Below are 23,561 nucleotides of genomic sequence, written 5' to 3'. Positions count from 1 at the left end.
ACATAAATATTAATTCCTGTACGCTGCCCCCCAACTTCTCACACTAATTTATTGATGTAAACTTAATACGCCCGAAACATAGCATTTGTAAACTTTGTTTAGTTTTGTTAAACAAAAAATATACATCATTTCATGGGCCCTGTTAAGCGTGAGCAACGCATGCAAAAGTTATTTGCTAACCCCACCTGGGCTTTAGTGGCGGCTTTTGGCACATATTTTTGCATGTACGGTTATCGTAAACCATATACATCGGCAAGTTTTATCGATGCGGGTTTGTTTGGCTTAAGCTTTAAGTTTGGGATGGTGATTGCGCAAACGCTGGGTTATGTGCTGGCTAAATGGATAGGCATTAAATTCGTATCCGAAATAAAACCTGCCCGCCGAATTAGTGCTATTATAGCGCTTATTGGCTTTGCCGAATTAATGTTATTGCTATTCGGCATAGCATCCCGCCCCTGGAATTTGCTTTTCATGCTGCTCAACGGTTTGCCGCTTGGCGTAATATTCGGGTTGGTGCTTAGCTTTTTAGAGGGCCGCAAGCAAACCGAATTTTTGGTTGCCGGGCTTTGCGCCAGTTTCATATTATCAGATGGGGTATCAAAATCGGTTGGTGCCACACTGCTACTTTGGGGTGTAAGCGAAAACTGGATGCCTTTTATGGCGGGGCTGGTGTTTATGGTACCTACTGCTATTTTTATAGCCATGCTTGCCTGCGTGCCAAAACCAACCGAAACTGATATAAAAGCACGCAGCGAGCGCGTACCCTTAACAGGACACGACCGGCGCGCTTTCTTCAATAAGTACGCCCCCGGGCTTATCGCCATCATAGCGGTTTACCTGTTTGTTACCCTACTGCGTAGCGTACGTGCCGATTTTGCCGTAGAAATATGGGCAGGCCTCGGCTACAAACAAACGCCCGACCTGTTTACCACATCTGAGTTGCTGGTATCCCTCGGCGTTATCACCATTACCGGGTTGGCCATATTTATACGCAACCATTATATAGCCTTCCGCTTTTCACTGTTTACCAGTTTGGCGGGTTTTGCTATCCTGCTGCTCTCGTTGGGCGGCTTAAATGGCGTACTGGGCAATTTTGGCTTTATGGTGTTGGTAGGGCTGGGTGTTTACCTGCCTTATGTGGCGGTACATGCCATCATCTTCGAGCGGCTTATTGCTATTACACGCGAGCGCGCCACGGTAAGCTTCCTGATGTATATTGTTGATTCGGTAGGCTACACCGGCTATATCGGGTTAATGCTGTTTAGGTATGCCATGCCTGCCGATATTGCGGTTTTACCGCTGTTCCTTGACATTTCGCTCTTATTGGGTGTAGGCGGTGCGCTGCTTACACTGTTTTGCTACGTGTATTTCAAATCTAAACTAAAGCCCTATGTTAACCAAAACCCAAACCTCGCTATCGGGTAAGGCCATTATATTTGATGGCGCCGGTAAACCGTTTAGAACGGTTAAAGGCCATGTAAATGGCGATGCAATTAACGCTATTGTTGTAAAAAACCGCTATACCACGCTTTGTGGCAGCGATATACATACCTTTTGCGGCCACCGTAAAGAACCCGATAACGTGGTGCTTGGACATGAGATAACCGGCGACATAGTGCGCCTGCCGGAGGGGGAAATAGTAAGGGATATGCGCGGCGAAGAAGTGCAGGTGGGCGACCGCATCACCTGGTCGATATTTGCAGTGCCTGCCGGTGTGGAAGCACCGCGCGAAGATATGCCGCAAAAAAGCGGTCAGTTGTTTAAATACGGGCATGCGCCATCTTCAAAGCAAGATATGTTTAATGGCGGGCTGGCCGATTATTGCGTGCTGCGCCCCAATACGGCCTTTATAAAACTTTCGCCGGAGATACCGCTGAAAGTGGCCGCTACTATAAGCTGTGCCCATGCTACGGTAACCGGCGCGCTGCGCGTAGCCGGTGATGTGGCTGGTAAAAGTGTGTTGGTATTCGGCGCGGGCTTGCTGGGTATATCATGCGTGGCCCAATGCCGCGAGGCTGGTGCAAAATGGGTGGGACTGATAGACCGCGACCAGGCTCGCCTGAACTGGGGGAGAAAATTTGGTGCCGATGGGTTATACGCCTTTACGCCCGATACCATAGAAGGCAACTACCCCTGGCCGGAGGTTGATATAACATTTGATATGACCGGGCATGGCGAGGCCATGGTGGCAGGCTTAAAGTCGTTGGCTTTGGGCGGTACAGCGGTTTGGATAGGGGCAGTGTTCCCGGCAGCGGCAGTGCCGATTGATGCACAGCGTATGGTGCGTAGGATACTTACCATAAAAGGATTGCATAATTATAACTACGACGACTTTTTGAATGCTGCCGTTTTTATTGAAAAGAATTACCTTAAATACCCTTTTGAAAGCTTGGTAGAGAAAGAGTTTTCGCTTGCCGAGGTAGATAGGGCCTTTGCTTACGCAACCGAGTATAAACCGGTAAGGGTAGGCGTGGCCATTGGTTAAAAAAATGAACTTTTAAACTGTATAAAATGGAACAGAAAATTAAGATGGCCGTGTTTGATATGGCCGGGACGACCGTTAACGAGAACAACCTGGTATACAAAACGCTTAATAAGGCCATTAACGAAGCCGGTTTTGATTTCAACCTGGATCAGGTGCTGGAGCAGGGCGCTGGTAAAGAAAAGAAACAGGCCATCCGCGCTGTACTGGCAGCTTTTGCCGGCATTGAAGACGAGGAATTAACAGGCCGCATATATGATAACTTTATTGTACAACTAACGGATGCTTACGCTACAGAAGAAATATTGCCTCAGCCAAACGTATTAGAGCTATTTGCAGCGCTGAAGCAATTAGGAATTATTTCGGTATTGAACACCGGTTACGATAGGTTAACCGCTCAATCAATCATTGATAAACTGGGTTGGAAAGAAGGAGTTGATTTCGACGGATTAGTTACTGCCAGCGATGTGGGCCGCAACCGACCCGACCCTGCCATGATAGTTTTTGCGATGGAACGTTTCGGTATCACCAACGGTGCCGAAGTGATCAAAGTGGGCGATTCCGCCATCGATATCGAAGAAGGGCAAAACGCTGGCTGCAGCCTCAATATAGGTATCACTACAGGTGCGCATACTAAAGAGCAACTGCTGGCGGCAAACCCTACGCAGGTTATTGATAACCTGATGGAGATAGTACCCTTAGTGAGCTAAAGAACTTCCTCTATATACATTCTACGTTAGCCGGGCCTGAAGTGCAAATCAGCCCGGCTTTTTTATTTGCTGTTTAGCTTAATGCGGTTGATAAATAGCTATTTTAGTCGGGCACAACTACAAATCTCCCTTTCGTATCATGAAACGTTTTATCAAATTCATATTTGCGGTTATAATTGTGTGCGCGGCAACGCAGTTGAAAGCTCAAACTATCATCACCATTAAAGATGGCGAGCAATGGTTTGGCGGGGCCGTAAACGAGTCTCAATTAGCACCTTTTGCAGATGGCTATAGTTTGAATATGTATGCCGATACCAAGGGCAACCAGGCAGCACCCTTGCTTTTATCAACCAAAGGAAGGTTCGTTTGGAGCGAAGAGCCCTTTAAGTTTAGTATAGATAAAGGGAAGCTTGTTATTAATAATATGCTTAGCCCTTTAACTATCGATTCGGCGGGGAGGAACCTGCGCGACGCTTTTGCGAATGCATCCAAACGTTTCTTTCCATCGAAAGGTAAACTGCCCGATACTTTGCTGTTCAGCAAGCCACAGTATAATACCTGGATAGAATTGGTGTATAACCAAAACCAGCAGGATATTTTGAAATATGCCCATGCTATTATCGATAATGGTTTCCCGCCGGGGGTGTTAATGATAGATGATAACTGGGCGGATTATTATGGCAGGTTCGATTTCAGGGCAGATAGGTTTAGCAATGCCGCAGCTATGGTAGATCGCCTGCACCGGATGGGTTTTAAAGTGATGCTTTGGGTAAGCCCCTTTGTATCGCCCGATACCGAAGTGTTTCGTGATCTGTTGGCTAAGAAACTATTGTTGTTCGAAGGTGATGATGCTAAAACATGGAATAAGGCCGAGAAGCCCGCTATCATCAGTTGGTGGAATGGCTATAGTTCGGTGCTCGATTTTACCAACCCGGCAGCTATTGAATGGTTTAGCGGGAGGTTGCAGCACATGATGGATACCTATCATTTAGATGGTTTTAAGTTTGATGCCGGAGATGCGGACTTTTATCCGCCTAATAGCATTTCATACAAAAAAGTAATACCCAACGAGCACAGCAGGCTTTGGGGAGAGGTGGGGCTTCGTTATCCATTAAATGAATACCGCGCCATGTGGAAGATGGGCGGCCAGCCATTGGTGCAACGCCTGCGCGATAAAGGGCATAATTGGGAAGACCTGCAAAAGCTGATTCCGCACCTTACCACAGCAGGCTTATTAGGCTACCAGTTCACCTGCACCGATATGATAGGCGGTGGCGAGTTTGGCTCGTTCATAGGTAGAAGTAAGCTGGATGAGCTGCTGGTAGTGCGCTCAGCGCAATGCTCGGCATTAATGCCCATGATGCAGTTTTCGGTAGCGCCGTGGCGGGTATTATCGGCAGAGAACCTGGCGGCCGTTAAAAAAGCGGTGGCCATCAGGGCAAAATATACCCCTTATATTATGGCACTGGCCAAGGCCGCCGCAGCTACCGGGGAGCCCATTGTACGGAGCATGGAGTACCAGTTTCCTAACCAGGGCCTTGCCGGAGAGAAAGGGCAGTTCATGCTCGGTTCAAGGTTTTTGGTGGCTCCGGTTTTAAAAAAGGACGGGCAAAATGTAGTTCATTTACCGAAAGGAAAATGGCGCAGCGACGAGGGTAAAACCTTTAAAGGCCCCTGCGTAATTAGAGAATCCGTGGCCATAGACCGGCTGCCCGTTTATGAATTTCTGAAATAAAATTAATCAATGGTTTACTTTATTTTGATTTAGTTGACTTTGTGTTGGTTAATTAATACTAAAGTTAAGTTCAAATCGTTATTAGTTTTAGTGTTTGTTTTTCTTAGTTGAAAATAATGGTTCTCTTTTTGTAACTATAAAGAAAGTATTGTTGCGTGCCACTTAACAGTAGAGCTTATATCTGAACAAAATGAACGGCGTCCTCACCCTGTGAACGCTAACAGTTGAAGTAGCCTTATCCTGAACGAACTGTTCAAATCAAATTGAATTTCATGTCCGTAATTAGAGTCGTGTAATCACTATACATCCACCTTTAATTACATCTATGCATGAAAACCTTTACCTATTTTAGCAGGTACGTACTATTGGTATGTCTGCTAATAATCTCGGCAAGCGATCTTTTTGCACAACGAAATTTTGCAACCACCCAGGCCAGCGGCGCTACCGGTTTATTATGCGTTAATTGCATAGTTACCAACCAGGCAGCGGCAGTTGACGGCAACCTCCAAACGGCTTCCGTTGTAAACGTAACGGTTGGCCTTCTCGCCCAAACCTACCAGGAACTGATATTCCCTGCACCCGCTAAAGTGGCTGCGGGGACGCCTGTTTACATCAAACTGGGCAGCGGCGACAACCTGCTCGATGTTACTGCTTTGGGCGGTATCTCCATCCGGCCCTACAATGGCAGTTCGCCGGCGGGAGCGGCTATATCGGCCGCAACGCTGGTATCGGCCCTCAGTAACAACAACCAGGTACAGCTTATGCTTACACCATCGCAAACTTACGATAGGGTGCGCATAACGCTTAACGGCGGGCTGGTTGGTGCACTAAGCAGCATATATGTTTACGAAGCCTTTTACAATGGTCCCAACCCGGCAGCTTGTGGTACCGCGATCGACGAATTGCACGGTATATCGGCAGGGTTATTGAATTTGGGTGTGGATGTAGGCGGGGTTGCTAACCCGCAAAACGCCATAGATGGTAACATCAACACAGCATCGACCCTGAATGCCGGTATTGCTGCTGTTGGCGCTTATGCACAACAAACCATTATCTATCAAAATGCATCGGTAATTGGCGATTCGGTGAGATTGACCATGTCTATTCCGCAGGCCTTGTTGGATGCGGGTGTACTGGCCAATATCGAAATATCTACCTTTAATGGTAATACCAGCAATAACGATACCCGCTCTTTTAACGATGCGCTTATCCGCCTGCGCCTGCTCGACCTGAGCGCTAACCGCCGCAGGTTTACCATTACTTATGCGCCTACCAAGATATTTGATAGGGTACAGTTGCGTTTAGGCGGAGGAATTGCCAGCGTTTTATCGACCCTTAACCTTTTTGAGGCAGAAAGGCTGATACCTAAACCTATCATCAGGTTTAATAACGTGGTTACCAACAACGCCAATATTTGCGCCGGCAGCGGCGTTACCTTAACGGCTACCGCGGTACCTAACACGACATTTAACTGGTACGCTGCCGAAACAGGCGGCTCGCCCATATTTACCGGGGCATCATTCAGCCCAACCGTAAGCGCTACTACCACTTACTACGTAGCTGCCATGCGCGCAGGCTGTACCGATGAATCTGAACGAACAGCAGTAACCGTAACGGTGAACCAAATTCCCGTTGCACCGGTTATCACTAATAATAATATTTCGGTTTGCCCAAGCGGTACTGCAACTTTCACAGCGGCCCCTGTTGCGGGTGTAACCATAAACTGGTACACCGCAGCAACAGGTGGTACCCTGGTGGCTACCGGGAATACCTTTACCACCGGCGCTATAACCCAAACCACCAACTATTTTGCGGAAGCAGTAGCCGGCGGCACTTGTGTTAGCCCGTCACGTACACAAGTAACCGCAACCTTAAGTCCTCTGCCTGCTGCGCCTGCTTTAACCGCAGCTAACGTAACCATTTGTGCTGGCGATGTAGCCGTGCTATCCATAGGCACACCCGGCAGCGGTATTATTTATAACTGGTACACTACGGCAACAGGTGGTACCCCTGTATTTACAGGCGTAAACTTTACTACCGCGGCGCTTAATGCTAACGCGGTTTATTATGCCGAAGCCGTTAACGCGACTGGTTGCCCAAGCGCTACCCGCACACAGGCCAACGTAACCGTAGTGCCCAAACCTGCCGACCCAACCCTGGCGGTTAACAACGCAACTATCACCGCAGGGCAAACTGCTACCATTACCGTGAGCAATGCACAAACAGGTATTACTTACAACTGGTACTCGTCGGCTGCGGCATCTACCCCAATATTTACCGGCAACAGCTTTACTACGCCTGCGCTTTTCAGCACTACAAATTATTATGTAGAGGCGGTGAACAGCACTGGTTGCCGTTCGGTAAACCGTACATCGATAACTATTAATGTAACTATCAACAATAACTCGCCTTGTACTTTTGCTAATACGCAAACTACTAATATAAATGGTGTTTGCGTGCTTTGCGGCATCACCAACCCGGCACTGGCTACCGATGCCGATACTACTACGGCATCAACCATTACGGTTACAGCCGGCTTGTTAGGGGGCTATGCTGAGCAGTCGATGGTTTTCCAACAACCGGGCTTTACCGGCGATACAGTAAAGCTTGTGCTGCGCACGCCCGTTGGTTTGGCTGATGTGAATGTAGCCAGCTTGATATCCGTTGCTTTATACAATGGCAGCACATTAGTTGGCCAATATGCGCTGGATAATGCTTTGATAAAACTGCGCCTGCTGGGCGGCAGCAACCGTTACGCGGTTTACGTGCCTGCTGTAGGTAATTACGATAGGGTAGTGGTACGCCTTAACTCGGGCGTGGCCAGCTTGCTAACTTCGTTACAGGTGTATTACTCGGTACAGCAATTCCCAAGGCCGGTGTTCGACCCTGTTGCTCCCGAAGTTTGTAAGGGAAGCCCTGCTACCGTAAACATTACTACGCCAGCCAATGGCGGTACTTACAGGTGGTACACCACGCCAACAGGCGGTTCGGCAATATTTACAGGTGCTACCTTCAACACCACCGTTAGCACCAATACTACCTATTATGTAGAATACAGCCGCGGTACCTGCGTAGATGGTACCCGCTACCCGGTAACTATTTTGGTGAACGACCCGCCTGTGAAACCGGTGGTGATGCCGGCATCGGCAGCCATCTTCAGCGGGCAAACAGCTACGTTTACCGCACAGGTCGCCAGTAACGTAACCGTTAAATGGTACGAAAACCCAACCGGCGGCACATCTGTATTCACCGGCACAAGCTTCACCACACCGGCATTATCGGCAAACAAAACTTATTATGCAGAGTCATCCATTGGCGATTGCGTATCAGTTGACCGTACCCCGGTACCTGTTACCGTAACAGCTGTAGTAATACCTAATGTTGCCGTTACGCCGCCAACACAAGCGGTTAACCCTGGCACAACGGCTACGCTTACCGCATCGTCTACCACTCCAGGCGCGGTGTTCAACTGGTTTACTACCGCTACCGGCGGCACCAGTATATTTACCGGCCCGGTTTACACTACGCCATCTATATTTGCTAACACCACTTACTATGCCGAAGCCAGCATACCCGCCACCGGCGCTGTATCTGCCACAAGAGCATCGGGTGCTATTACGGTTAACTCTACCGGCACTACGCCTGTACCTTGCGACGCAGCCATTGCGCAGTCGAACGCTGTTAGCGGCACCTGTTTATTGTGTGGCATCAACAATGCGGGTGGCGCTGTAGATGGTAACCGCGATAGTTTTTCGCAAATAAATGTGCCTGTTGGCTTGCTGGGTGGTTATGCAGCTCAATCGCTTCGTTTTGCAGGAACAGGGCGTGCAGGCGATACTGTGGTTGTTGAACTGGGTATCCCCGGTACTTTAGCCAGTGTGGGCGTGCTTTCGCAAATAGAACTCGCCACCTACAATGGTACCACTTATAATAACGACCGCTTTGCATTAAACGGATCACTCATCACCATAAACCTGCTTAACGGCACCAGCCGTTTCCGTGTAGCCTTCGTAGCCACTGCCGATTTCGACAGGGTTCAGATCAGGCTTAACTCGGGCGTAGCAGGCGTTTTAAATGCGCTGAATATTTACGCATCGTACCAGGAAGTTGCTAAGCCGGTTATTGCTTCAAGTACTGTTGCAGCCTGCGTAGGTACACAAGCTACCTTAACCGCTACCGTGCCCGACCATGTTACTGTGAAATGGTACACCAGCGCAACAGGCGGCACCCCTGTGTTTACAGGTGCAACTTTTAATACCCCGGTATTAACAGCCAGCACCACTTACTATGCTGAAGCCAGCCGCACATCTGATGGCTGTACCCAAACCGTGCGCACGCCGGTGCAGGTAAACGTAACACCTGTGCCTGCCGCACCTGTGGTGCCAACATCAACCGTAACCGTTTGTTCGGGTTCGCCGGCTACCTTTGCTGCTACTGCAGTTAGCGGTGTTACCTTTAATTGGTACACTACCGCTGCGGGGGGCACACCTGTATTTACAGGCAATTCGTTCACTACCGGCTCGCTTACTGCTACTACTATGTATTATGTAGAAGCTGTTGGCGCAGGAAGCTGCGGAAGCTCTACCCGTACACAGGTTACTGCTAATGTTACTTCAACACCGCTGGTGCCTGTAGTTAGCCAAACCCCGGTGGCTACCTGCTCGGGTTCATCAGCTACGCTGAACGCGACTTCAACCCAGCCTGGTGTAACCTTCAGATGGTATAATGCCGCTACCGGTGGCACTGCCATATTCACCGGCGCACAATTTACTACGCCTGCGCTTACCGCCAGCCGCTCTTACTTTGTAGAAGCCGTTGCCGGTAGCTGCACCAGCGCCACCCGCGCCGAAGCACAGGTTACAGTTAACCCAACACCGGCTACGCCAACCGTTGTGGTAAATCCATCAGGAGCTACCATCAATTCGGGCCAAACCGCTACCATTACCGCATCGTCTACCACATCGGGCGCTACCTTTAACTGGTATACTGCGCCAACAGGCGGCACGCCAATATTTACAGGCGCCAGCTTTACCACACCTGCATTAACTACTACAACAACTTACTATGTAGAAGCTGCTTTAGCCACCGGTTGTACCAGCGCTACACGCAGGCAGGTTACCATTACCGTTAACCCTATATTCTCTACCGCCTGCGATTTTGGCTCCACCCAAACAACCGATGTTAACGGGTTGTGCGTAGGTTGTACCATCTCTAACCAAACCAATTCGGTTGACGCCGATACACTTACTGCCAGTACCATTAATGTGCCGCTGAGCGTATTAGGTGCCAACGCATCCCAAACCATAGCCTTTGCCGATGCGGGTATTTTGGGCGACACCGTAACTGTTAAGATAGGTATACCTGCCGGGTTACTGTCGGTTGGTGTGCTCGATCAAATACAAATAGCATCGTACAATGGCGCAACGTTCAACAACGACCGCACCAATTTATCCAATAGTCTCATCAGGATACAGTTATTAGCAGGGGGTACACAGGCTCTGGTGAGATTTGCACCGGGCGCTGTTTATGACAGGGTGGAGATCAGAGTGAACAGCATTGTGGCCTCCCTGCTTACTTCATTGAATGTTTTCTTCGCTACCAAACAGGTAGAAGACCCTGCGCTTGCCGCCACCACGGCTAATATTTGCGCCAATAACACCGCAACCTTTACCGTGAGCAATGCGCGCGCCGGGCTTACTTATAAATGGTATACCGCGGCAACAGGCGGCTCGCCAATATTTACCGGCGCAACCTTTACAACCGGTCCGCTTACTGCTACCACTACTTATTATGTAGAAAGCAGCCGTACCGACAACGGATGCGCCAACCCTAACCGCGTTGCTGTAACCGTAAACGTTACCCCTGCACCGGTTAACCCAACCCTTGCTGCCAATAACGTAGAGGTTTGCGCAGGCGATAACGCTATTCTTACAGTAACAAATGCAGCAGGTGCTACCGTAAGGTGGTACGATGCCGCTACCGGGGGTAATTTACTATTCACAGGCACAAGCTTTACCGTAACCCCGGTTAGCACCCAAAACTACTATGCCGGAATAACCAATGGCGATTGCAGCAGCCCAACACGCACTATGGGTACGGTAACTGTTAACCCACGCCCTGCAAAACCGGGCGTACTGTCGGCCAATGTTGATGTTTGTTCGGGCAGTGCAGCAACCCTTGCTGTTACTAACCCTGTAGCAGGTGTTACCTATCGCTGGTATACCGTTGCCACAGGTGGTACCGCGGCGTTTACAGGTGCCAGCGTTACTACAGGTGCCATCACTGCCAACACTATTTATTATGTAGAGGCAGCCAACACCACTACAAGCTGCACCAACAATGGTGGCCGCACCGCTGTAAACATTAACGTAAACAGCACCATAGCCGCACCAACGCTAAGCGCCACAACACAACAGGTTTGTAACGGTGGTAGCGCTACTATCAGCGTGAATAACCCTGTTGCAGGCCAGCAATATAACTTCTACACCGTGGCTACCGGTGGCACCCCGGTATTTACGGGTACCAGCTTTGCCGTAAATAACCTTACCGCCAATGCTACTTATTATGTAGAAGCCACAGCTAACGGATGCGCCAGTGCTACCCGCACACAAAGCGATATTACCGTACTGCCTATACCAACCTCACCGGTGGTTGCGGCACAATCGGGCAGCCTGAGTGTTTGCGAAGGCGAATCGGCAACGCTTACCGTTAGTAACCCGCAGGCCAGCCAGGTTTACCGCTGGTACGATGCCGCTACAAATGGCACGCTGCTGTTCACCGGTACCGAGTTTACCACACCTGCATTAACCGCTACTACATCTTACTATGTAGAAACATCCAGCGCGGGTAATTGTAACGCCTCGGCACGCACACAGGTAACCATTACTATTAACGCCCTGCCTGCCGACCCAACCGTTACCGCATCAAACGTATCGGTTTGTAATGGCAGTACGGCAACCTTAAGCGTAAGCGCACCTGTTGCAGGCATCACCTACCGCTGGTACGATTCACCGGCCATGACAACCGTGTTATTCACCGGTACCACGTATGTAACCGGGCCAATAACATCAACCACTAACTTCTACGTGGCTGCATTTAACGCAAGCGGCTGCGCAAGCAACAACCTGGCGCAAGTGCAGGTTACTGTAGAGCAGGCACCGGATGCCCCTGTTATAGCCAACGGCAACACCGCCGTAAGCTGCTCGGGTGGTGCGGTTACATTAAGCATCGCTAATCCGCAGGCTGGCTATACCTATAACTGGTACACCGTTGCAAATGGCGGCACACCTGTATTTACCGGTACTACCTATAATATTGCATCGGTAGCGGCTAATACCACTTACTATGCCGAAGCCGTGAGCGATGCTAACTGCTCGTCGGCAACCCGCACAACTGTTAATGTTACTATACAGGCAGCACCTGCTACGCCAACCTTATCGGCACCGCAAACTACCGTTAACAGCGGCCAAACCGCCACCATAACCGTGAGCAATGCGCAAGCGGGTGTAACCTATAACTGGTACGACGCTGCAACCGGCGGCACTCTGCTGTTCACCGGTACATCGTACACCACTGGTCCGTTAACCGCTACCACTACGTTCTATGTAGAAGGTGTAGCCGGTACCTGTACTTCGCCTGTACGCGGGCAGATCACCATCACCGTGAATAACACGCCGCCGAATGTTGTGGTAACGCCACCATCGCGTATCGTTAACTCGGGCGAGACAACTACGTTCACCGCATCGTCTACCACGCCGAACGCTACCTTTAATTGGTATACTGCGCCAACAGGTGGCACACCAATATTTACAGGCGCAATATTTACCACGCCGCCAATTACGGCTAACATTACTTACTATGCCGATGCTACCGATCCTGTAAGCGGGCTAACATCAACCACCCGCGCAACAGGTGTGGTTACTTTGGCAGGTAGCGGTACGCCGCCGAATGTTGTTGTAACACCTCCATCGCGCATCGTAAATTCGGGCGAGACTACTACGTTCACCGCATCGTCTACCACGCCGAACGCTACCTTTAATTGGTATACTACGCCAACAGGTGGTACGCCAATATTTACAGGCGCTAATTTTACCACACCTGTAATTACGGCTAACATTACTTACTATGCCGATGCTACCGACCCTGTAAGCGGGCTAACATCAACCACCCGTGCAACAGGTACAGTTACTGTAAACCCACCGGCAACGCCGCCTAACGTAACCGTTACGCCGCCAACACGCACCGTACCGGCCGGGCAAACCACTACGTTCACGGCATCATCAACCACGCCTAACGTAACCTTTAACTGGTATACCACCCCAACCGGCGGCACGCCAATATTTACGGGTGCAACGTTAACTACGCCGCCCATCACCACAGGCATTGTTTACTATGTTGATGCTACCGACCCTGTGAGCGGACTGACCACACCACAACGCGCAACAGGTACCGTTATACTGGATATTCCGGCTAATCCGCCAACTGTTGCCGTTAACCCGCCAACCCGCGATGTGGTCATTGGGCAAACCACCACGTTCACGGCATCATCAACTACGCCTAACGCCACCTTTACCTGGTATACCCAGGCAACCGGCGGGCTGGCCATAGCAGGTGGGGCAACCTTTACTACCCCTGCAATTACGGCTGATGTTACCTATTACGCCGAGGCTAAAGACCCGGTAAGCGGGCTGGTATCGGTAACGCGTGCCACAGGTGTAGTAAAAGCGCTGGGTGCGGGCATCTTTATCCCTAATGCCTTTACGCCAAATGGCGATGGTAATAACGACCAGGTGCTCATCTTCGGCGCCGACGTTGCCAGCGCTACTTTCTCCATCTACGATCAGTGGGGCGAACTGCAATTCCGCTCTACCAATAAATCCAACGGATGGGATGGTACCTACAAAGGGCACGGGCAACCGGCAGGCGTGTATGTGTATTATGCCGATATAATACTGAACAGCGGGCAGGAAGTGAAGAAGAAAGGTACCGTAACGCTCATCAGGTAATAACAAAAACGTCATCCACAAATCTCCATACCAATGAAAAAACTGTTAATTATCACAATGGCCTTACTGCTCCAGATGGGGGCAGTAAGCCGCCTGCAGGCGCAAATAGACCCGCACTTTTCGCAGTACTATGCCTACCCGCTGTACCTTAACCCGGCACTAACGGGCGTAATAAATGGCGATATGCGCGTAAATGCCAACTTTAAAAATCAGTATGCTACCATCAATAATGCTTACCAAACGGGAGCGCTATCGCTTGATTACCGACCTACTGATAAGGTTGGGCTGGGTTTAAACATTATTAACCAGGCCGCGGGCGATATTGGCTATAACTACTTTGCAGGCTATGCCTCATTCGGGTATGCTATTGCTGTATCAAACGATGGGTATAAAAAGATAAGCTTTGGTGTGAATGCTGGTATCATCAACAGGAGTTTCGATGCCAGCAAAGCGCAGTTCGGCAGCCAGTATAACCCCGGGAGCGGATTCGACCCCACCTTACCCAGCAACGAGAACTTCCTGAATACAAACGGGACGGTTTTCGATGCCGGGGCGGGTGTTTTCTTTTACGATGGCGACCCGCTGCATAATGCCAACTTCTTTGCAGGTTTCAGCGCGGCCCACTTATCGCGCTCTAAAGACCCATTTGCCTTTGATGGCACACGCAGCAAAATACCGGTAAGGTACACCGCCCACGCCGGGGTACGCATTAAGGCTTCCGATTTTTTTGATGTGATACCGCATGCCGTTTATATGAAGCAGCAGGCGGCCGAAGAGAAAGCCGTTGGCGCTTATACCGAATTAAAAATGGCTAACGACAAAGGCCTCATCTTCGGCGGCATGTACCGCTTTAAAGATGCTGCCATTGCCAATGTAGGCTACCATGTAAACAGCCTCATCATTGGCGCCAGTTACGATTTTAATACATCCTCGCTCAGGAGGGCAACCTCTGGGAATGGCGGCATTGAGCTATCCCTGAGTTACGTGTTCCGCAAACGCGTGCAGGAACCCGAACCCATCTGCCCAAGGCTATAAGAACCCTATATCTCCACCATTATGAAAAACACCGTATTAACCACGATCTTATTGCTGATGGCAGGCGCGGCGAGCGCGCAATACAAAGCCGACCCGAAAGGAATGGGCGACAAAGCCTTCGCCAATAAGGACTATTACGAGGCCGCCTTTTACTACCGGAAGGCGGCCGAGGGTTTGAGTTTGGTAACGCAGCAGGCCATACCCTATAACGCTACCGGCAAGAGCGCCAAGAAGGGTAAGCCTGCCGATAGGGCCTATGTGGAGTACCAACTGGGCGAAGCGTACCGCATGTATGAAAATTACGTAGAGGCCGAGCCCTGGTACTATAAAGTGCTGAACGAGAACGCCGAAGCGCAATACCCGCTTGCCCGCCTGTGGTACGGGGTATGCCTGCGTGCCAACCAACACTTTGATGAAGCGATAAAACAGCTGGAGCAATTTAAGCTCGGCTACAACGGCGATGCCAAATACACTGCCATTGCCGAAAAGGAAGTAGCCAATTGCAAATTTGCAAAAGAACAATACCAGTACCCTATACTGATAGAAGTGAGCAAGATGAAGGGCGGCTGGTATTCTGATGGGTCGGATTATTCGATGGTGAAGCGGGATGCTAACAGCTATTTTACTTCATCGCGTTTTGTGAAAGATGAGAAAGTGCACCTTAACCGGGTATACATGATAAGCGGTAAGGACGGAGAGCCTGCCATTGTGAAGCTGAAGGGCGACGGTAAAGAGAAAGAAGTGGAGTATGGTACGCCGTCCTTCAGCCCCAATGGCGAACGCATGTATTTCACCCGCTGGTACAAAGTAGGCTCCAAAACCTTCCATGCCATTTACTGCACCGAATTAAGTAATAACGAGTGGAAAGAGCCTGTGAAGCTGAACTCCAACGTTAACTCCGAAGGCTTTAACAGTATACAGCCTTTTATTACTGCCGATGGCAAGCGCATGTATTTTGCCTCTAACAAATCGGGCGGGCAAGGCGGACAGGATATTTGGTACAGCGACCTTGACGCAAGTGGCAGCCCGGTAAACTCCATCAACATGGGCAGCACCATTAATACCGCGCAGGATGAGCAGGCACCCTATTATGATGTAACGAGCAAACGCCTTATCTATAGCTCTAAAGGTTACACCGGTTTAGGGGGATTCGATTTTTTTGAAGCGATGTACGATGGCGAGAAATGGAGCACCCCGGTAAATATGGGCTACCCCATGAATTCGGCCAAAGACGACCTTTATTACACTCCCGACCCAACCGACGCCAATAAATTTTACATCAGTTCTGACAGGGAATCTGATTGCTGTTTGAACCTATTCGAAGCGTTCGACAGGCGGCATGTATTAACCGGGCTGGTGGTTGATTGCGATACCCGCAAAGCCCTGCCCGGCGTAAAGGTGAGTTTTGTGGATTCATTATCGAAACAAACTATAAAGTCGATGGTGCTCGGCGCTTCGGCCACGTATAACTTTGAGGTGAAAACCAAACGGCCTTATAATTTAGTGTTGGAGAAAAGCGGCTATTTTACCAAGATAGTACCTGTACCTGCCGAGGGTAAAATGAGTAACGATACGCTGTTCAACCCCGAAATATGCCTGCAGGCATTTAAGGTTGATAAGCCGATAGTGATCAAAAACGTGCTTTACGATTACAATAAGGCAACGTTGCGCCCCGAATCGAAAATAGTGCTGAATGACGTAGTGAAGATATTGAATGATAACCCTAAAATAAAGATAGAACTCGCAGCGCATACCGATTCGATAGGGAGCGATAAGTACAATAACAAACTATCGCAGGCGCGGGCGCAGGCTTGTGTTGATTATATAGTGGCCAGTGGCATAAACGAGAGCCGCATTTATGCCAAAGGTTACGGCAAACGCAGGCCAATAGCACCCAACTCGTTGCCCAATGGTAAGGACAACCCTGAAGGCAGGCAATTGAACCGCCGCACCGAGTTTACGGTACTGAAGTTAGAATAAACGAGAAAAGGATCTGATTTCAGCTAAGCTGCATCACACGGGGTGATGTGGCTTTTTTTGTGCCTTCATATTTACACCGAAGATAAGAAAGAGCGCTTTTAAGAGCGGGGGGATGGAGCGATTCCTTCCCAGGAAAGGAGGAGGAAGGGGTTTAACGGCCTTGCATGTACGCCTGGCAAGTGGCTAAACCCCTCCCTGCCTTTGCGCACATCCAGCCGCACCCCTCCCGGGGGAGGGAATTTTAACTTGCGTTATTTTCTTACCACCCCATTCAATACCATCCGCCAATTCAAATACCCGGCATCGTTTGCTGCCTTGCGGATAATTTCCTCGTAGCCCTTATCAAAATACCCGGCCAGCGCAAAGGTGTCAATGCCGTTCTTCGGTTCGAAGAGGGTGCCTGGTGCGTAGCCTTTCTCGTTGTTCTGCGCGCGCTTCAGGTCAAAGGCAACCTTACTTTTCACGAACTCGGGGTGGGTTTTCTCGCCCGTCATGTAGGGTGTCATATAGTCTACGCAGTTTTTAATGGTTGACCCGTTGGCGGTTTTCCATGTGAAATAGTTTTTGCCGTTGGCACGATAGATAGCCATAGCGGCCGACATCAGCGGCTCCAGGTCGTAAGTTTGGTAGTGGAAAGCATCGCGCTCCATCAGGTCGTGAGTGGTGCCGTCGGCGTTGAGGTTAACGTTGAGTTGTTTCTCGAGTTCAGTGATGATGGTGCTGTTGTAGCTATCATCGTGCAGAGTGTAAGCTATCAGCGTGATCATCTTTATCCGGTGCGAATTCCAGTTGTTAATGGCAGTACCTCTGCCCGGTTTTGCCGAGGCGCTGTTTACCTCCGCATCAGCCATTTGGCGCATCCAAACATCAATGGCTGTTTTGCTTTCCGGTCCGATATCATTGCGGACAAGGTCGTAGGCGGTAACCATATCCTCCAGCTTGGTATCGTTTATCGGGTCGCCGCTGCTTTTATTGGTTTTTGCCCAGGCTGCCAGAAAACTGCCGGCTTTAACAAGGTATTCCTTTTTACCAGATAGCTTGTAAGCCAGCGCCAATGCATAAGTTTTAGAAGCATCCTCAACGGCTTTCAGGCTGGCGGTTTTCCGCGGATCTCCGGCTAATAAACCTTGCGAGAGTATTTCGGCGATAGGGTTGGGCGTTTCCCTTAAAGCAGCGTCGGCAGCCTTTTGGTAAGGCACAAATGCTTTCTGATAAGCGGTATCTTGCTTTATCCGTTTCCGCAATTGCGCAAGCTCCTTGTTATTGAGGCTTACAATTTGCGCCTCGCTGCAAAAGCAAATACACAACAATACCAAACCCAATACCAGTTTCTTCATCGCTATAAATTAAAGGCACGTTTTACGCCCAGTTCCAGTCCGCGCAGTTCGGCAAGGCCGCGCAGGCGGCCAATGGCGGAGTAGCCCGGGTTTGTTTTTTTGTGCAGGTCGTCCAGCATTTTATGCCCATGGTCGGGGCGGAAGGGCATAGCCAGGTCGGTGCGGCCGGCGGCTTTGCGCTTCTGTTGTTCTTGCAGGAGGGCCTTCATTACGGCGTACATGTCTACGTCGCCATCCAGGTGGTCGGCTTCGTAAAAATTGCCATACTCATCGCGTTTGGTGGCACGCAGGTGAATGAAGTGTATGCGGTCGCCAAGGCGTTGTATCATGCCCGGTAGGTGGTTCTCGGCAATTACGCCGAATGAACCCGTGCAGAAGGTAAGCCCGTTATTAGGGCTATCAATAGCCGCATAAATGTCCCGGATATCCTGCTCATTGCTAACCACGCGGGGCAAACCCAAAATAGGGTAGGGCGGGTCGTCGGGGTGTATGCACATGCGCACGCCTGCTTGTTCGGCTGCTGGGATAACTTGTTGCAGGAAGTAAGCGAGGTTTGATTTTAAAGTGGCAGCGTCAATATCGCCATATGAGGCCAGCATCTGTAAAAACTGTTCGGTGGTATAACCTTCTTCCGAACCGGGTAAACCTGCTATAACATTCTTCACCAATTGCTGCTTTTCTGCATCGCTTAGTTTATCATGATAGGCTTTTGCTCTTACTTTTACATCATCGGCATAATCGCCATCAGCGCCGGGACGGTTTAAAATATACAGGTCGAAAGCGGCGAAGGCGGCCGTATCAAAGCGCAAGGCCGTAGAGCCATCGGGCATGGGGTATTCTAAATCAGTACGGGTCCAATCCAGTATGGGCATAAAGTTGTAGCATACTATTTCTATACCGCATTGCCCTATGTTGAGCAGGCTTTGTTTATAGTTTTCTATATACCGCTCGTAATTGCCGCTGCGCTTCTTGATATCTTCATGCACGGGTACGCTCTCGATCACCGACCATGTTAAGCCTGCAGCTTCTACGATTTGTTTGCGTTTCAGTATCTCATCAACCCGCCAAACTTCGCCGTTGGGGATATGGTGCAGGGCGGTAACTATGCCCGTTGCGCCGGCTTGCCTTGCATCTGCCAAACTCACCGGGTCGTTAGGCCCGTACCATCTCCATGTTTGTTCTAAACTCATTGTTGTTGTTTTGTGCGCCTAAATTACAAAGTATTATTTATCGCTATCGGCACTTAAAAAATCAAGGCGTGCCGGGCTAAAGGCATCTATCAATATGCCTTCTTCCAAACATACGCAGCCGTGTACAGTAAAAGGCGGCACATAATACCCGTCGCCTTTGCGGATGATGCGGACGGTTTCGCCCATCGTCATTTCAAAAACACCACTTTCTACATAAGCCACTTGTGCGTGGGCATGGTTATGCAAAGCGCCAACGCCGCCTTTGGCAAATTTTACTTTCGCCATCATTAGCGTACTATCAAAACCCATCACTTTGCGTTGTACGCCTTCGCCAACGGTTTCCCATTCGGTTTCTTCTTCTATCTGGAACAAATTGCTTTGTATCATGTCAGTTCTTTAGTTTACCCGTTTCGTTCAACACCGGCTTTTTGTTGGCCAAACGCTTTTGGCGAAGCGCGGCTTCCAGGTAGTAATAATCGGCATAAATAATGGGTACATCAATTTCGCTGTTGGCAGGTTTGTGCCCGGTGCTGTGCAGTAATAGGAAGCCGCGTGCACTATCGGGTTGCGGCTGGTAGTTGCTGCTCAGGCTATTCAGTATCTTATCCGCTGTTTTTTTATAAGCCTTTCCGTTTTTGCTGAAAGTGCTCAGTTCATACAAGGCCGAAGCTGCAATGGCGGCTGCCGATGCATCGCGCGGTTGGTTGCCCAGTTTGGCAGCATCGTAGTCCCAATAGGGAACAAGGTCGGCAGGCATTTGCGGGTTGCTGAAGATGTATTTGGCTATCTTTTCGGCTTGTTGCAGGTATATCTTGTTGCCGGTTTCGCGGTAGCAAAGGGTGTAGCCATACAGTCCCCATGCCTGCCCGCGAGCCCAGGCAGAGCTATCGGCAAATCCCTGGTGCGTTTGCCGATGAGCTACCTGCCCGGTTTCAGGGTCGTAGTCTACTACGTGGAACGAACTATTATCGGCCCTGAAGTGGTTCTTCATGGTGGTGTTGGCATGCGCCACAGCCACCTTATAAAAGCTGGAATCGCCGCTGAGTTTTGTGGCTTCGAACAGTAATTCCAAATTCATCATATTATCAATAATTACCGGGAACTTCCAGGCTTTGTTAAAATCCCACGATTTAATGCAGCCTATGGTAGGGTTAAAACGCGTAACCAGCGACTTAGCCGCAGCAATAATATCCGCCTTGTATTTATCCTCATGCGTTAGCCGGTAAGCATTGCCCACACTGTTATACACCATAAAACCAAGGTCGTGCGTACCGGTGTTAATTTTTTCGGCCTCCATCACGGTAGTGAACGGCTCCGACTGTTCCTTCCAGTATTTATCGCCCGTATATTCATACAAAAACCACAGGTTGCCCGGGAAAAATCCGCTGCACCAATCCCTCGAATTCACCAGCACCAGGTCGCCGTTAGCACTAAGCGCCCTTGGCGAAAATATGTTTGGTTTGGTTGCCGCTGCTTTGGCTTTAGCAGTTTCGGCCAGCAATACTTTGGTTTGATGCTGCGCAAAACCGAATATTTTGTCGGTGTTTTTTTGTGCCGATGCGGTTTGCACGACCGCCGCAAATGCTGTGATGAGTAAAAGCTTTTTCATAGAGATATTAGTTGGCCACTTTAATTTTTACCACCAGTTTTTTCACCACATCAAAGCCCGGTACTTTAATATTGGGCCGGTGGGCATCCTGCGGGAAGAAAAGAAAGAAGGTGCCGGGTTCGGCAGTATAATAGGTGCCTTCCGCGGTGTAGTTGGCTACATCCTTACTTTCGTCATAGGGCTTGGTTACGGTAGCCTTATCAGCAGGTGCAACGCCTATTTGCTCTTTACCGCGGATGACGTATTGAAGATCGATGTATTTTTTGTGCGATTCCCAACCCGCTTTATCAAGCTCTTTTGATGGGGCTTCGGTAACGCTTACGTAAGCATTATCTCCATCGAGCGTATGCTTGCCTATGCTTAAAGTATCAAGGTTAGTGTTTTTCAGAAAAACGAATACCTTATCCCAAAGGGCTTTGTTCTTCTGGTACTGGGCCTGAAACTCTGTAGCGTTGGTTGATGGGTGCAGGTTCAGTTTCAGCCCGTTCTTCCAGCTGCCACCGGCCATCCATTGCTGCGCGGCGGGGCTTTGGGCAAATGCGGTAGTATCTGTCATGATAAAGCAGGTTAAGGCTATCAACAGCCGGTATATGGTTTTAAAATTCATGGTTTTGAGGTAATTGGTTTGTTGTACGACGACGGTATACTGTGCGATCAGTGGCCAATATTACAAAGCAAATAGCTGAAGAAATGCGGTTTGGTTTGGGTTTTTCTACGCAAACGTTATCGTTAACGGTGAGGTGTTTTTGCTATTCCCTCCTTGGGGAGGGGTGCGGTTGCCTGAGCGCAAAGGCGGGGAGGGGTATAGCCACAATGCGAAATTTGCATGGTTCAATAAACCCCTACCTCCTCCTTCCCCAAGGAAGGAATCGCACGCACCTGCGCTTTTGGTTTAGTCAAAATATAGAAACCCTAAATTCCTCCTCTCCGATAACGTTTGCGTAGAAATACTCTCCTGCTTCCTTCAAAATCCATCCGCAGAATTGTACACTTGCCAAACAATTATAAACCATAGTTGATTCTGCCGAAAAGGCAAGGCATCTATCAAGCAATATTTTATTTAACTTGCCGCAAAGGCAGCGCCCTTTTGCATAAACCTATACATAAACCTGCATGACTAACGATACGCCAAAAACTAATTACCGTTGGGTGGTAGTCGCCCTGTTGTTTTTTGCCACTACCATTAACTACCTCGACAGGCAGGTGATCGGTTTGCTAAAGCCCACGCTCGAAAAAGAGTTCAACTGGTCGGAGCAGGATTATAAGAATATGGTGATCGCTTTTCAGGTGGCGTATGCATTGGGTTTGGTGCTTTTCGGTAATTTTATTGATAAGATAGGCACCAAATTTGGGTACACCATATCGTTAATTGTGTGGAGTGTGGCGGCAATGGCGCATGCTTTGGCAAAGTCTACCCTCGGTTTTGGCGCGGCAAGGGCTTCGTTGGGCCTTGGCGAATCGGGGAACTTTCCTGCTGCCATTAAGGTAGTTGCCGAGTGGTTTCCTAAAAAAGAGCGGGCGCTGGCTACGGGTATATTCAACTCGGGGGCCAATATAGGCGCCGTAGTTGCACCGGTTTTGGTGCCGTGGATATTAGGCGTGTATGGCTGGCAGATGGCTTTTATTATAACGGGTGCTATTGGCTTTGTATGGTTGGTATTTTGGATAATACTTTACGAAATACCCACCCGTCATAAAAAAATAAACGCTGCCGAGGTTGCTTATATCCATAGCGATAACGAAGACGTTGAAGTAGCCGAAGCCCCTGAAGCCAAGGTGAAATGGGTGGAGCTGTTAGGCATCAGGCAAACATGGACCTTTGTGGTAGGCAAATTCCTGACCGACCCTATCTGGTACTTCTTTTTGTTTTGGCTGCCTTCGTATTTCTCAACCACCTTTAAACTCGATCTGAGTAAACCAAGCCTGCCGCTGGTGCTGGTGTATACGGCTACTACTATAGGCAGTATTGGCGGAGGGTTTTTATCATCCTGGTTCATCAAAAGCGGCATGCCTATATTCAAGGCCCGCAAAACGGCCATGTTCATATTTGCACTTTGTGTGCTACCTATTTTTGCGGCGCGCTATGCCGGTAATATTTGGCAGGCAGTTGGGCTTATAGGGCTTGCGGCAGCTGCTCACCAGGCCTGGAGCGCCAATATTTTTACCACCGCATCAGATATGTTCCCTAAACGTGCCGTAAGCTCAGTAGTGGGTATTGGCAGTATGGCGGGTTCTGTGGGCGGTATTGTTTTCCCGTTTTTTATTGGCTGGGTGCTGCAATCGGCCAAAGATGCGGGTAACATTACAACGGGTTACAATATCATTTTTAGTGTATGCGCCTGTGCTTATTTAGTGGCCTGGCTGCTTATGCACCTGCTATCGCCCCGCATGAAAGTTGTAAAATTGTAGTGCGGTTTAGCTGTATTCGGCATTAATTTATTACATTGGTACTTGCTTAGCAGCCATACCCCTAAGGGT

The 23,561-nt window shown here is 49.5% G+C and carries 13 protein-coding genes; 8 read left to right on the top strand and 5 right to left on the bottom strand.

All coding sequences use genetic code 11. From position 1 onward, the window contains the following. The first annotated feature begins 159 nt into the window (after nucleotides 1–159). The 7 genes from BC343_RS29945 to BC343_RS29915 all read left to right on the top strand — a co-directional run bounded on the left by BC343_RS29945 (nucleotide 160) and on the right by BC343_RS29915 (nucleotide 16,947). Complete coding sequence (locus BC343_RS29945; protein ID WP_143822407.1) at nucleotides 160–1,425, top strand: DUF5690 family protein; 1,266 nt, start codon at nucleotides 160–162, stop codon at nucleotides 1,423–1,425. Further along, on the top strand, nucleotides 1,391–2,485 hold the full coding sequence (locus tag BC343_RS29940; protein ID WP_078351499.1) for a zinc-binding dehydrogenase: 1,095 nt from the start codon (nucleotides 1,391–1,393) through the stop codon (nucleotides 2,483–2,485). The genes BC343_RS29945 and BC343_RS29940 overlap by 35 nt, the downstream gene beginning before the upstream one ends. Before the next feature lie 26 nt (nucleotides 2,486–2,511). Beyond that, on the top strand, nucleotides 2,512–3,192 hold the full coding sequence (locus BC343_RS29935; RefSeq protein WP_078351498.1) for a phosphonatase-like hydrolase: 681 nt from the start codon (nucleotides 2,512–2,514) through the stop codon (nucleotides 3,190–3,192). 139 nt (nucleotides 3,193–3,331) lie between these two features. After that, on the top strand, nucleotides 3,332–4,927 hold the full coding sequence (locus BC343_RS29930) for a glycoside hydrolase family 31 protein (protein ID WP_078351497.1): 1,596 nt from the start codon (nucleotides 3,332–3,334) through the stop codon (nucleotides 4,925–4,927). A gap of 329 nt (nucleotides 4,928–5,256) precedes the next feature. Beyond that, entirely contained in the window at nucleotides 5,257–13,932 is an 8,676-nt protein-coding gene (locus BC343_RS29925; protein ID WP_078351496.1) for a gliding motility-associated C-terminal domain-containing protein, read from the top strand. A gap of 33 nt (nucleotides 13,933–13,965) precedes the next feature. Then, nucleotides 13,966–14,967, top strand: coding sequence for a PorP/SprF family type IX secretion system membrane protein (locus BC343_RS29920; protein ID WP_078351495.1), 1,002 nt, complete (start codon nucleotides 13,966–13,968; stop codon nucleotides 14,965–14,967). Nucleotides 14,968–14,988: 21 nt separating this feature from the next. Continuing rightward, on the top strand, nucleotides 14,989–16,947 hold the full coding sequence (locus BC343_RS29915) for an OmpA family protein (protein ID WP_078351494.1): 1,959 nt from the start codon (nucleotides 14,989–14,991) through the stop codon (nucleotides 16,945–16,947). A 251-nt stretch (nucleotides 16,948–17,198) separates the two neighbouring features. On the opposite strand, the gene BC343_RS29910 is transcribed toward BC343_RS29915, so the two are convergent. The 5 genes from BC343_RS29910 to BC343_RS29890 are packed head-to-tail and all read right to left on the bottom strand — an operon-like array spanning nucleotide 17,199 to nucleotide 21,690. Next, nucleotides 17,199–18,284 (bottom strand): alginate lyase family protein, encoded by a 1,086-nt coding sequence (locus tag BC343_RS29910; protein WP_078351493.1) that lies wholly within the window; start codon nucleotides 18,282–18,284, stop codon nucleotides 17,199–17,201. A gap of 2 nt (nucleotides 18,285–18,286) precedes the next feature. After that, entirely contained in the window at nucleotides 18,287–19,474 is a 1,188-nt protein-coding gene (gene uxuA / locus BC343_RS29905) for a mannonate dehydratase (RefSeq protein ID WP_078351492.1), read from the bottom strand. 33 nt (nucleotides 19,475–19,507) lie between these two features. After that, nucleotides 19,508–19,861, bottom strand: a complete 354-nt coding sequence (locus BC343_RS29900; RefSeq protein ID WP_078351491.1) for a cupin domain-containing protein — start codon at nucleotides 19,859–19,861, stop codon at nucleotides 19,508–19,510. Nucleotide 19,862: 1 nt separating this feature from the next. Continuing rightward, nucleotides 19,863–21,083, bottom strand: coding sequence for a glycoside hydrolase family 88 protein (locus BC343_RS29895; protein ID WP_078351490.1), 1,221 nt, complete (start codon nucleotides 21,081–21,083; stop codon nucleotides 19,863–19,865). A 7-nt stretch (nucleotides 21,084–21,090) separates the two neighbouring features. Continuing rightward, nucleotides 21,091–21,690 (bottom strand): YhcH/YjgK/YiaL family protein, encoded by a 600-nt coding sequence (locus BC343_RS29890; protein WP_078351489.1) that lies wholly within the window; start codon nucleotides 21,688–21,690, stop codon nucleotides 21,091–21,093. 506 nt (nucleotides 21,691–22,196) lie between these two features. On the opposite strand from BC343_RS29890, the gene BC343_RS29885 reads away from it, so the two are divergent. Beyond that, nucleotides 22,197–23,492, top strand: coding sequence for an MFS transporter (locus BC343_RS29885; protein ID WP_078351488.1), 1,296 nt, complete (start codon nucleotides 22,197–22,199; stop codon nucleotides 23,490–23,492). The last annotated feature ends 69 nt before the right edge of the window (nucleotides 23,493–23,561 follow it).

This window comes from Mucilaginibacter pedocola, assembly GCF_002013915.1.
GTDB lineage: Bacteria > Bacteroidota > Bacteroidia > Sphingobacteriales > Sphingobacteriaceae > Mucilaginibacter > Mucilaginibacter pedocola.
Note: the sequence above shows the minus strand (reverse complement) of the source record. Positions and strands in the feature narration are given on the sequence as shown.